Here is a 12368-nt window from a genome sequence, read left to right on the forward strand (position 1 = left end):
CCCAATCCGGGCCCGGCCGTGTTTACATGGTCAGTAAGGATTCAATTGGTATCACCTGGTATCAGTCTGGAGGAGGAGAATATGTCCCAGATCGCCACCGAAAATGGTGCCGTCGACCAACAGGGCGCCCCCCACCAGCTCACCGCGGCCGACCGCTGCGACGCTTGTGGCGCTCAGGCCTACATCCGTGTAGTCGTGAACAACAGCGAGTTGCTCTTCTGCGCCCACCATGGTCGCAAGCACCAGGAGAAGCTCGCCGCGATCGCCGAAAGCTGGCACGACGAGTCGAGCCGACTCTTCGAAGACCAGAAGTCCTAGGGGCGGGCTCGCTCCGGCGAGTCCTACTCTGAGGCGAGGCTGAGCCGCACTGCAACCTGGTTGCGTGCGGCTTTTGCCATTTCATCGACAGTCTCGGTGTGAGCGGATGCGTCGAGGATGATCCCCCGGGCGGCGCACGCCGCGCCGAGCAAACGATCGGCCAGCACGGGGTTGCGTGCAAGGACGGGCCCGTGCAGGTGGGTCCCGATGAAGCTGCCTTCGCGGGTTCCCTCCGTGCCGTCGCCGTTCCCGGTGCCCGAGAGCACCGACCCCAGTGCTGCCGCGGCGTTCACATAGCCCCGCGCGTGGTTCTCGAACCCGATCAGGCGCTCCGTGCCGGTGGCCACGACGAGGTCGTCGGTGGCGCGAGCCGGCCGGGCCGTCGCGCGTCCGCGCACCAGGCCGAGACCGTCCACGGTGCCGCCGCCGGACAGGTCGACGCCGTCGCTGAGCAGTTCCCAGCCGGTGCCGACGGCAAGAACCGGTACCCCGTCGGCCAACCAGCCGCGCAGAGCAGCCGAGAGCGGCTGCAGGGCGTCCCTGACGCCGCCGAGGTCGGTGTCCGTTCCCGACCCGATCACGACGAGGTCCACGACGGGCGGAAGGTCGGCCGGGGTGTGCACGGGCACGACAGAAGCCTGCAGCCCGGCCCAGCGAGCCCGCTGGGCGAGCACCCGCGCGTTCGCGGCGTCGCCGTTGGTGTCGAGCAGGCGCGGGAGCAGCGTCACGATGGTGAGGGAGGCCGAGGGGTCCACTGTCATGAGGGGTTCGCTTCGTTGGTGGCCAGACCCAGGTGCGCGCGTGTGCGCCGCATGGAGTCGGCCGAGAAAATAATGGTCTTCATCCCCGTGGCCGGTTCAGGCAAGGCGAGGAAATCATCCAGTGCCCGGCCGAGATCCGGTTCCACCCGGTCGACCGTGACACCGTCGTAGACGAGCTGCAACGCGATGTCGTGGGCCTTGGACCCCGACGCGATGAGTACGTGGCCGAGACCCGAGGTGTCGGCCGGCCACAGGTAGGACGGGTCACGCACATCGGAGCCGACGGCGACGAGGATCTGCTCGGTTCCGGGGGCCAGGCTGTCGACGTTGAGTTGGAAGCTGGCCGGGTTCTGCACGAGGACGAATTCGACGCTCGTGCCGCGCACGGTGACGACCTCACCGCGACCGAACACCGGAGCGATGCCGGAGATCGCGGCGGTCGCTCGTGCGGCGTCGAAGGCCGTGCCGAGCGCGGCGCGCGTCGCGGCCAACGCCGTCAGGGCATCCACGGCGTAGTGCGTTCCGCGCGCGGGCAGCCGGACCGCCAGGTCGGTGCCGTCGACACGCACGCGGGCATCCCGGCCGTCGACCTCGGTCAACAGCATGCCGTCGTCACCGTTCAGCCGGGTGTCGGCCGTGGCCGCGTAGCCGAGCCCGCGAGGGTTGGCCGCGAGTACGGCCTCGGTCACGCCGTAGCGCCCCACCGAGACCGGCGGGCGGATGGCGTCGCCGATGTCGACGAGGTACCGGTCGTCGGCGTTGATGACGACGGTGCCGGTGGCGCGTGCAGCGATCTTGGCGAGCATCGCCGCGACCATGTCGGAATCGTGGAACCGGTCGATCTGATCGACCATCACATTGGTGAGCACCACGACGCGCGGCTCGAGCGCCCCGGAGATGAGCGCACCGTGCCCTTCGTCCATTTCCAGCACGGCGATGTCGCCCGCGATGCGGCCCGTCAGGGTGACCTGCTCAAGCAGAGCCGAGGTGAGACCCTGGCTGATGTTCGCCGTGGACGGGTTCGTGAAGACGTCGGAGCCGTGGGCCCGAAGCGCAGCCACGAGCATCTTGGTCGTGGTGGACTTGCCGCTGGAGCCGGTCACGATGACCAGGCCCTGGGGGAAGGAATTCAGGGTGCGCGGCAGGAAACCCGGCGCGATCGTGTTGACTACCAGGCCGGGCACGGCGGAACCCCCACCGGGCTTCCGCCAGCGCGCGAGCGTCCGCGCGACCCTCCCGAGGAGGATCGCCGGCGCGTACCGCACAGGCAACTCCTACTCGAGGTAGTCGCGCAGGGACTGCGACCGGGACGGGTGGCGCAGCTTGGCCATGGTCTTCGATTCAATCTGACGGATGCGTTCGCGGGTGACCCCGAACGTGTCGCCGATCTGGTCGAGAGTCTTGGGCATGCCGTCGCCGAGTCCGAAGCGCATGCGGATCACGCCCGCCTCACGCTCGGACAGGGAGTCGAGCAGGCTCTCGAGCTGCTTCTGCAACATGGTGAAGCCCACGGCATCGGCGGGTACGACGGCTTCGGTGTCCTCGATGAGGTCACCGAATTCGCTGTCGCCGTCCTCGCCCAGCGGGGTGTGCAGGGAGATCGGCTCGCGGCCGTACTTCTGCACCTCGACGACCTTCTCCGGGGTCATGTCGAGTTCGCGGCTCAACTCTTCCGGCGTGGGCTCGCGGCCCAGGTCCTGCAGCATCTGGCGCTGCACCCGGGCGAGCTTGTTGATGACCTCGACCATGTGCACGGGGATGCGGATGGTGCGGGCCTGGTCGGCCATCGCACGGGTGATGGCCTGGCGGATCCACCAGGTGGCGTAGGTGGAGAACTTGAAGCCCTTGGTGTAGTCGAACTTCTCGACGGCACGGATCAGGCCCAGGTTGCCCTCCTGGATCAGGTCGAGGAACTGCATCCCTCGGCCCGTGTAGCGCTTGGCCAGGGAGACGACGAGACGCAGGTTGGCACCGAGCAGGTGGCTCTTCGCCCGGGCGCCGTCCTTGGCGACCCACTGCAGTTCGCGGCCGAGGGCGCTCTTCTTCTCGGCATCCGTCATCTGCGCGAGTTTGTCCTCGGCGAAGAGACCGGCCTCGATGCGCATCGCCAGCTCGACCTCCTCGGCGGCGTTGAGCAGCGCGACCTTACCGATCTGCTTGAGGTAGTCCTTGACGGGGTCGGCCGTGGCACCGGTGATGGCACTGGAGTACACCGGCACCTCGTCTTCATCGTCCACGAGCGACAACACGAGCGCACCGCTGGGCAGCGGTTCGGCGGGGGCCACGCGCTTGGCGGAACCGTCGCTGTTCTCGTCGTCGTCGCTGTCGTGCTCGTCCCCGGCAACCACGACGTCGTCGTCGCCGGCGTCGGAGTCGCCGTCCTTCTTCTTACCGGCGGCGGCCTTGGTCTTCGTGCTGGCGGCACGCTTACGCGGGGCGGCCTTCTCGGGCGCGTCGGCACCGTCGGCGGCGGCGGCCTTGGCCGCACGGGTCGCGGCGGCCTTCTGGGCGGCCGTGCGGGGCGCGGCGTCGACGGCTGCTGCGTCGACTGCTTCGGTCTCTGTGATCTTCAATTCGGGCTCTGTCTTCGTTGGGGTTGCCATGCGAACACCTCTCATGCCGTAGTTCGTGCGCGTGCGGCGCTGCCCCGCTCACCCGGTCACTCGGCGCGGACCGGGTACGTGCCAGGCGGGGTGGTGGGCAGTACGTTTGTGGAAGTACGTGTGTCGGCAGTCCTGCGTTTTCGAGCAGTCCTGCGTTTTCGGGCAGTACGAGGACCCATGTCAAGTCCCCGGGAATGCAGCCAACGATGAGTTGGAGTGCCCAGGAACCAGAACGGGTCCTATTGACAATTATTGCACGGATTGTGTATAAACCGAGCCACGCGACATCACTGACCGCGCCCGCGCCGACGCATCCGTCGTGACAGTTCAACCCAGAGCGGGGCCACTTCTATTCCCTCATCGCGCGAGAGCACCCGCCTGGTGCGCTTGCGTGTCGTGACGAGCATCACCACTCCGGCGCCGATCACCACGAACTGCACCGCGAAGGCGAGCCGGAACGAGTCCAGCGCGTACAGGTCGCTGGTTTCACCCTGGGCCAGCCGCCACCCGTCCTGGAGGTCCAGGAGCACGCCGATCAGGAACATCATCACGAAGCTGGCGAGAAAACCACCCACGTTCACGACTCCGTTGGCCGACCCCAGGCTGCGCTGGGGGTTGAAGGTGCGGGCGAAGTCGAATCCGATCAGGGAGCCCGGTCCGCCGATTCCCAGAACAACCAGCAGCAGTACGACGAGCGGGAACGGCGGTGCGACGGGCCACAGGAGAACCAGGGCCCACGCTGTGCCCATGGCCGACACGATGCCGAGCACGATGTTGCTGCGGCGCAACGGATGGCGGGCCGTGAGGACACCCAGCACCGGCCCGCAGAGAATGCCCGCCGCCACCGGGATGGTCAGCATGGCCGCGGCCATGCCGGACTCGTAGCCCAGGCCGTAGACCATGAAGGGGTAGCCCCAGAGCAGGGTGAAGACAGTTCCGGAGGATTGGGTGACGAAGTGCGACCAGAACCCGAGCTGGGTTCCCGGCCGGCTGAAACTGTGCCGCAGCTGGGTGAGCGCACTGCCCCACGTGCCGGGCCTGGCCTGGTCGGCGGACCCCGCCGGCCTGTCCCGGATGGCGACGACCACGACGACGAACGCCGTGAAGGCGACCAGGGTGGCCACGAGGAATGCCGGCGTCCAGCCCCAGCTGTGCAGGATCCAGGCCAGCGGAACGGCCGAGAGCACCTGGCCGAGCTGGCCGATGTTGCCGAACCACTGCGACAGTTGCGGCACGATCCGGCCGCTGAACCAGGAGGTGATCAACCGGATCATGGAGATGAAGATGGTGGCGTCGCCCGCCCCCACCAGCATCCGCCCCACCACCGCGATAGTGATCGACGGCGCGAACGCCAGAGTCAGCTGGCCGGCGACCATCAAGATGGTTCCGGCGAGCATGAGCACTCGAGGGCCGAACCGGTCGATCAGAACCCCGACCGGGATCTGCGCCGCCGCATAGACGATCAGCTGCACCACGGCGAGGCTGGACAGGACGGCGGCCGAGCCGCCGAATCGTTCGGTGGCCGACACCCCGGCGATGCCGAGCGACGTGCGCTGCATGACGGCGGAGAGGTAGACGAACGACCCGAGGGAAAAGATCAACCAGGATCGACGAGAGTTCACTCCCCCCAATCTAGCCGGATGCCCGGGAGGTCCTGACCACCGCCCGTGCCGGCGCGGCCGGCCGGGTCAGCCGGGCTGGCCGTCGTCACGGCCGCGGCGGGTCGCGAGGAATTTCTCCAGCTCGGCCGCGATCTCGTCGGCCGTGGGCAGCGCCCCGTCTTCGTCGGTCAGCGGGGACCGCAGGGTGTTCCCCTCCATGTAGGCGTCGTAGCGCTCCTCGAGAGTGCCCACCAGCTTCGCCAGTTCGGGGTTGTCGCCGACCTGCTCGTCGATCCGGGCGACGAACTCGCGGTTCTTCTCCCGGAGCAAGTCGGTCGGGAAGATCAGACCGGTGGAGGCACTCGTGCTCTCCAGGGCGGACAACGCCGCCGACGGGAACTCGGTGTCCGCGAGGTAGTGCGGGATCAACAGGACGTAGCCGATCGCCCAGGCGCCCATCTCCTGGAGCCGGAATTCGACCAGGTGCAGCGCGTTCGCGGGCACCTGGGTGTGCGGACGCCAGACCGACATGCTCTCGATGAGATCGGTGCGGTTGCCGCTCACTGTCACGCCGATCGGCCGGGTGTGCGGCACAGGCATGGGAATGGCGTTCACCCAGGTCGTCGACGACACCGTGAACCGGCTGACCAGCTCGAGCACGGCGGCGGTGAACTGCTCCCAGCGGAAGTCGGGTTCGAAGCCGGCCAGGAGCAGGAACGGCTGACCGATCTCGTCGCGGGCCAGGTACAGCCGCAGCCGCGGCGGCCGGTAGTCGGTGAGGTGGTCCTGGTCGAAGTAGATGATCGGGCGGCGGGCCCGGTAGTCCAGGAGCAGATCGGCGTCGAACTCCGCGATGACCGTGTGCTCGAGGGTCGCGAGAAGATACTCGGTGAATTGCGAGACGGCACCGCCTGCATCGGTGAAGCCGGTCAGGCCCGCGACAAGATGCAGCCCTTCGGGGACGCCGGCGGCGTCCGCAGTGAGCGTGTAGATTTCATCGGGATCGCGCATTCGTTAACTCTATTCGGGGTTTTTGCCCGGTGTCCGAGAAACCCGGCGCTCGGCATGGTGCCCAGAGCGAACACCGGGCCCCGTAGCATCGAGGCATGACCGTTCCCCGCATTTCAGTGTCCGCACAGCCCGCGATCGAATCAACCGCCGATGTCCTCGTCGTCGGCGCCGTCCAGGGCAAGGACGGTCCCACCCTGTTCGCCGACCCCTCCTTCGCTCCCCTCGCCGAGCAGTTCAAGGCCGTCGGCGTCTCGGGCGCCAAGGACCAGGTCGTGAGGTTCGCCCCCGTCGTGGGCAGCGCGCGCAGCATCGCGGTCGTCGGCCTCGGCGCCGTCGTCACTTCAGAGTCGCTGCGGTACGCGGCCGGGTCCGCCGTCCGCCAGCTCACCGGCGCGGCCACCGTGGCGTTCGCCCTCCCGCTGGCGGATGCCGAGCAGGCCGCGGCGGTCCTGGAGGGGGCGGCCCTTGGCGGCTATTCCTTCACGACCTACCGCAAGGCCTCCCTGGCCGGCACCAGCCTCCCCACGGGTGACATCACCGTCCACACTGACCAGGCCGCGGCCGGTGCAGTCGACCGGGCGGACGTCGTCGCCGGGGCCGTGAGCCTCGTGAAGGACCTCGTCAACACTCCCCCGCTCGACCTCTACCCCGAATCCCTGACCGCCCTGGCCCAGGCCGCGGCCGAGGGGCTTCCCGTCACCCTGACGGTGTGGGACGAGGACCAGCTCGTCGCCGACGGCTTCGGCGGCATCGCCGGTGTCGGACAGGGCTCGACCCGCCCGCCCCGCCTGGTCAAGGTCAGCTACGCCCCGGCCGGCGCGGCCAAGCACCTGGCCCTCGTCGGCAAGGGCATCACCTTCGACACCGGCGGACTCTCGCTCAAGCCGCCGGCATCCATGGTGGGCATGAAGTACGACATGACCGGAGCGGCCACGGTCCTCGCCGTCACGCTCGCCGCCGCGCGCCTGAACCTGAACGTGCGCATCACGGCGTGGTTGTGCATCGCGGAGAACATGCCCTCCGGCTCGGCCATCCGCCCCAACGACGTGCTCAGCATCCGCGGCGGGCGCACGGTCGAGGTGCTCAACACCGACGCGGAGGGCCGCCTCGTCCTGGCCGACGGGCTCGTCGCGGCCGGAGAGGAAGAGCCGGATGCGATCATCGACGTCGCCACTCTGACGGGTGCCGCTGTCGTCGCCCTCGGCACGCGGTACTCGGCTGTGCTCGGCGATGACGACCTGGTGGAGCATGTCCTCGCTGCCAGCACGTCGGAGGGAGAGTTGGCCTGGCCGATGCCGATGCCCGAGGAACTGCGGGCCCTGCTGAACTCCGATGTCGCCGACATCGCCAACGCCAAGATCGGCAACACGGGCGGCGGCATGCTGCTGGCCGCCGTGTTCCTGCGGGAATTCATCGGCTCTGTGGGCGAGGGCGACAACGCCCGGACCATTCCCTGGGCGCACCTGGACATCGCCGGCAGCGCTCAGCTGGTCGGCGGCGGCCTCGGCTTCACGGCCCCCGGGCCCACCGGAGTCACCGTTCGAACCCTGTTGCGACTGGCCGAGGACTTTTCACGCCCGTAGTACAGTCGTATAGGCAGGAAAATCCTTGCCGTTCAACGCCTGTCCGCGCAGCATAATTGCGCTGGCAGGCCGTGAAAGTGTATGTGATGCACGAGGGAGTATCTGGGTGTCTGAACAGAATTTTGACCTTGTAGTTCTCGGTGGCGGCAGCGGCGGCTACGCGGCCGCCCTGCGCGCCGTCCAGCTCGGCCTGACCGTGGGCCTGATCGAGAAAGACAAGCTCGGCGGTACCTGCCTGCACGTCGGTTGCATCCCGACCAAGGCCCTGCTGCACTCCGCCGAGGTCGCCGACGTCAGCCGCGAGTCGGCCAAGTACGGCGTCACGACGTCGTTCGAAGGCATCGACATGGCGGCCGTCACGGCGTTCCGTGAGGGCATCGTCGCCAGCAAGTTCCGCGGACTGCAGGGCCTGATCAAGGCCCGCGGCATCACCGTCATCTCCGGAGAGGGCCGTCTGGTCTCCCCCACGACCGTCCAGGTCGGCGAGGACACCATCGTCGGCAAGAACGTGGTCCTGGCCACCGGTTCCTACTCCCGGTCGCTGCCCGGGCTGGCCATCGAAGGCCGCGTCATCACGAGCGAGCAGGCCCTCGAGCTCAGCTACGTGCCCAAGAAGGTCGCCGTGCTCGGTGGCGGCGTCATCGGCGTCGAATTCGCCAGCGTCTGGAAGTCCTTCGGCGCAGACGTGACCATCATCGAGGCGCTGCCGCACCTGGCCCCGAACGAAGAGGAATCCGTCTCCAAGCAGCTCGAGCGTGCCTTCCGCAAGCGCGGCATCGAGTTCTCCCTCGGCGTGCGGTTCCAGTCGGTCACCCAGGACGACTCCGGCGTCGTCGTCACCCTCGAGAACGGCACCACCATCGAGGCCGAGCTACTGCTCGTCGCCGTCGGACGTGGCCCCTCGACCGCCGGGCTCGGCTTTGAAGAGGCCGGCATCACCATGGACCGCGGTTTCGTTCTCACCGACGAGCGCCTCGCCACCAACATCCCCGGCGTCTACGCCGTGGGCGACATCGTCCCCGGCCTCCAGCTCGCGCACCGCGGCTTCCAGCAGGGCATCTTCGTCGCCGAGGAGATCGCCGGCCTGTCCCCGATCGTCGTGGACGACCTGAACATCCCCAAGGTCACCTACTGCGACCCTGAGATCGCATCCGTCGGCTACACCGAGGCCAAGGCCGCCGCCAAGTTCGGCGTCGACAAGGTCTCCAGCTACGAGTACAGCCTGGGCGGCAACGGCAAGAGCTCGATCCTGGGCACCACCGGCTCGATCAAGGTCGTCCGCGAAGTCGATGGCCCCATTCTCGGCATCCACATGATCGGCGCCCGCGTCGGCGAGCTGATCGGTGAAGGCCAGCTGATCGTGAACTGGGAAGCGTACCCGGAGGACCTCGCGCCGCTGCTGCACGCCCACCCCACCCAGAACGAAGCGCTCGGCGAGGCCTTCCTGGCCCTGGCCGGCAAGCCGCTGCACGCCATGTAGCCCGTTTCGGGCACAGAGAACGTCACTAACATTGGTCAGACATTAATGGTTTCAAAGGAGACAAACGCATGAGCGAATCCGTCAACCTCCCGGCACTCGGTGAGAGTGTCACAGAGGGTACGGTCACCCGCTGGCTCAAGAACGTGGGAGACCGCGTCGAAGTCGACGAACCGCTGCTCGAGGTATCGACCGACAAGGTCGACACCGAGATCCCATCCCCGATCGCCGGCGTCATCGAAGCCATCCTGGTTCAGGAAGACGAGACCGTCGAGGTCGGAACCCCCCTCGTGACCATCGGCGACGGCTCGGCTCCGGCCGCGGCCCCCGAAGCGGCAGCACCCGAAGCGGCCGCACCGGCCGCACCGGCCGCAGCAGAGGCACCCGCCGCCCCCGTCGCAGCGGCTCCCGTTGCCGAGGTCCCGTCGACCGAGGCTCCCGCTCCCGCGGAGGCTCCGGCCGCTGTCGCCCCGCCGGCCCCCGCTGCCGTCGAGCCGCCGCCCGCGGCGCCGGCAGCACCCGCCGCTCCAGCCCCGGCAGCACCGGTGGCTGCAGCGCCCGCCGCACCCGCTCCGGCAGCCGCAGCACCCGCCGAGCCCTCTCGCGGCGCGCACGCCGGCACCAGCGGCTATGTCACGCCCATCGTGCGCAAGCTCGCCAACGAAGCCGGCGTGGACCTGTCCACCATCACCGGCACCGGTGTCGGCGGACGCATCCGCAAGCAGGACATCGAGAACGCCGCGGCACCGGCCCAGGCGGCTCCCGCCGAGTCGGCCGTCGCCGTCGAGGTTTCGCCGCTGCGCGGCACCACCCAGCCGATGTCGCGTCTGCGCAAGGTCGTCGCCGAACGAGCCGTTGCCTCGATGCAGCAGACCGCACAGCTCACGACCGTTGTCGAGGTGGACGTGACCCGGGTCGCGATGCTGCGCGACAAGGTCAAGGTCTCCTTCCACGAGAAGACCGGCAACAAGCTGTCCTTCCTGCCGTTCTTCGCCCTGGCCGCGGCCGAGGCCCTGAAGGCGAACCCGATCATCAACGCCACCGTTGACGGCACCTCGATCGTGTACCCGCCCCAGGAGAACATGAGCATCGCCGTGGACACCGAGCGTGGACTGCTGACGCCGGTCATCCGCGACGCCGGGGAACTCGATCTGGCCGGCTTCGCCGCCCAGATCGCGGACCTGGCCGCCCGCACCCGCGACAACAAGCTCAAGCCCGACGAACTGTCCGGTGGCACGTTCACGCTGACCAACACCGGTTCGCGCGGCGCGCTGTTCGACACCCCGGTGGTCTTCCTGCCGCAGAGCGCCATCCTCGGCACCGGCGTGGTCTACAAGAAGCCCATCGTCGTGACCGACAAGGGCCTGGACTCCATCGCGATCCGTTCGACGGTGTTCCTGGCGCTCTCCTACGACCACCGCATCATCGACGGAGCGGACGCCTCGCGCTTCCTCACCACGATGAAGGCACGTCTGGAAGCCGGAGCCTTCGAGGCGAACCTGGGCATCTAACACCCCACCCGAGCGGTTCGATTCACCAATCGAAGAGTTCGCGTAACCGCCAGCCGGCCTCGCCCTTGATCACCAGGGCCGAGGCCGGCTGTCTCGTTTCCCCGAGCTCGGAGCCGGCTGCATCCGGCACCGGCGTGAGGAGCACGAGCGCCGAATTCCCGGTTCGCTCCTGCACGCCGGCTGTGAACGGCACCGTCGCACCCCACGGTGACGCCCCGCCCGTCGGAGTCCCCGGCTGCCCCTGCCGGACCGAGTAGACGTCCGCGGCGCTGGCGACGGAACCGGCCTGGTCGACGGAATCAAGGCACAGCACAGACGCGTTCGCCAGGCACCGCTCCCGCAACGCCAGCAGCGTCAGTGTCGCCGCCGCCGGATCGTCCGCCAGCAGGGAGTCCGTCGGCACCGCCGCAGCATCGCCGTCGGTGGCTGTCGCATCGGCGGCTGCGTCTGAGGGGACGTCAGACTGGGCGTGAGACGGCAGGTCGCGCTGTCCGCCGCCGCCGGGCGCGGCGCCACCCTGGCCCAGCACGCCCAGTCCCCCCGCTCCGAGGACGACCGCCAGCCCCGCTCCGACCAGCACCGGTCGCCGCGCCCTGCGAAGCCTCACCCGCCCGGCGCCGAGTGCCGCGACGATCGCGGGCACAAACCGGTTGGGGAGGCCACGGGAGACAACGACGGCACTCGGCGTCCCTGCGGCGCTCGGCAAGGCCCCGCCGGTCAACTCCGCACCGGCCTCGGTACCCGTCTCGGCGCGCAGCCCGGCCCCCGCGCCGCGCACGGCGGCCGCGGGCGCCCAATCGAACAGCGCCGCCTCGAGCCCGGTCAGGTCCGGTGGAAGCGGGCGGGCGGTCGCCGCGGATTCGAACCGCGCCAGCACCGCGGCGGCCCCGCCGGCATACGGATCCCGGGGATCGAGATGGTCCAGGAGCCGGCGGAGGAACCCGGCCAGCCGCAGCAGGTCGTCCCGACGCCGTGCCGCCCCGCCGCCGCCGGCCGGGAGGTCCTCCAGGGCGCCGAGCCCCAGCAGCACGGGGCGCCCGGAGGCGTCGAAACGAACACAGGCCGCACCGATGGCGGGATGGCTGAACCCCGCCGCGTGCAGCGCCCCCAGGGCCGCCGTGACCGTGGCCCCGATCGTCACTGCCTCGCCCGCCGTCAGCGCCCCGTGTTCGACGAGCGCATGCTGCAGCGTGGGCCCGGGCAGCCGCTCCAGCACGAGGCAGACCTGGCCGTCCGGCGTCGTCGCCACATCGAGGAGCCGGCACAGGTATCCGGCGGGGACCGTGAGCAGCGCCCGCACCTGCCTGTCAAGGCTCTTGCCGTCCAGGCCGGGGTGGAACACCTGCAGTGCCGCCGTCGGGGATTGCCCCCGGAGGCCTGCGACGGCACCGAGGTACACCGACGAACGGCTTCCGGTGCCGATCCGGCGCACCAGGCGGTACCCCGCGACGGTTCCGCGTGCCGCGGCTGTGTTCGCTTCGTCCATCGTGTCACCCTGCCTGC

10 protein-coding genes are annotated in these 12368 nt (G+C 69.1%); 4 read left to right on the plus strand and 6 right to left on the minus strand.

The annotated features are described in order from the left end of the window. Positions 1–81 precede the first annotated feature (81 nt). Positions 82–318 (plus strand): DUF7455 domain-containing protein, encoded by a 237-nt coding sequence (locus DOE79_RS01655; protein ID WP_066595309.1) that lies wholly within the window; start codon positions 82–84, stop codon positions 316–318. A 23-nt stretch (positions 319–341) separates the two neighbouring features. Here DOE79_RS01655 and DOE79_RS01660 read toward each other — a convergent pair whose 3' ends face one another. From DOE79_RS01660 to DOE79_RS01680, 5 genes are all read right to left on the minus strand, one after another. After that, positions 342–1079 (minus strand): type 1 glutamine amidotransferase, encoded by a 738-nt coding sequence (locus DOE79_RS01660; protein ID WP_120337003.1) that lies wholly within the window; start codon positions 1077–1079, stop codon positions 342–344. Continuing rightward, positions 1076–2263 carry a MurT ligase domain-containing protein gene (locus DOE79_RS01665; RefSeq protein WP_162942564.1) on the minus strand — a complete coding sequence of 396 codons (1188 nt, stop codon included), beginning with the start codon at positions 2261–2263 and terminating at the stop codon, positions 1076–1078. The genes DOE79_RS01660 and DOE79_RS01665 overlap by 4 nt, the downstream gene beginning before the upstream one ends. A gap of 90 nt (positions 2264–2353) precedes the next feature. After that, on the minus strand, positions 2354–3682 hold the full coding sequence (locus DOE79_RS01670) for an RNA polymerase sigma factor (protein WP_120337005.1): 1329 nt from the start codon (positions 3680–3682) through the stop codon (positions 2354–2356). A 287-nt stretch (positions 3683–3969) separates the two neighbouring features. Next, the gene (locus tag DOE79_RS01675; protein ID WP_120337006.1) at positions 3970–5304 is read right to left on the minus strand and encodes an MFS transporter; all 1335 of its coding nucleotides are present in this window, start codon (positions 5302–5304) and stop codon (positions 3970–3972) included. Between the two features lie 66 nt (positions 5305–5370). Beyond that, the gene (locus tag DOE79_RS01680) at positions 5371–6294 is read right to left on the minus strand and encodes a proteasome assembly chaperone family protein (RefSeq protein WP_120337007.1); all 924 of its coding nucleotides are present in this window, start codon (positions 6292–6294) and stop codon (positions 5371–5373) included. 95 nt (positions 6295–6389) lie between these two features. Between DOE79_RS01680 and DOE79_RS01685 the strand changes: the two genes are divergently transcribed. The 3 genes from DOE79_RS01685 to sucB all read left to right on the plus strand — a co-directional run bounded on the left by DOE79_RS01685 (position 6390) and on the right by sucB (position 10865). Next, positions 6390–7877 (plus strand): leucyl aminopeptidase, encoded by a 1488-nt coding sequence (locus tag DOE79_RS01685; protein WP_120337008.1) that lies wholly within the window; start codon positions 6390–6392, stop codon positions 7875–7877. A gap of 106 nt (positions 7878–7983) precedes the next feature. Next, entirely contained in the window at positions 7984–9357 is a 1374-nt protein-coding gene (lpdA, locus tag DOE79_RS01690) for a dihydrolipoyl dehydrogenase (protein ID WP_120337009.1), read from the plus strand. A gap of 68 nt (positions 9358–9425) precedes the next feature. Continuing rightward, the gene (gene sucB / locus DOE79_RS01695; RefSeq protein ID WP_120337010.1) at positions 9426–10865 is read left to right on the plus strand and encodes a 2-oxoglutarate dehydrogenase, E2 component, dihydrolipoamide succinyltransferase; all 1440 of its coding nucleotides are present in this window, start codon (positions 9426–9428) and stop codon (positions 10863–10865) included. A gap of 22 nt (positions 10866–10887) precedes the next feature. Here sucB and DOE79_RS01700 read toward each other — a convergent pair whose 3' ends face one another. Continuing rightward, positions 10888–12351 (minus strand): protein kinase family protein, encoded by a 1464-nt coding sequence (locus DOE79_RS01700; RefSeq protein ID WP_120337011.1) that lies wholly within the window; start codon positions 12349–12351, stop codon positions 10888–10890. Positions 12352–12368 lie beyond the last annotated feature (17 nt).

It is taken from the genome of Cryobacterium soli (genome assembly GCF_003611035.1).
Lineage (GTDB): Bacteria > Actinomycetota > Actinomycetes > Actinomycetales > Microbacteriaceae > Cryobacterium > Cryobacterium soli.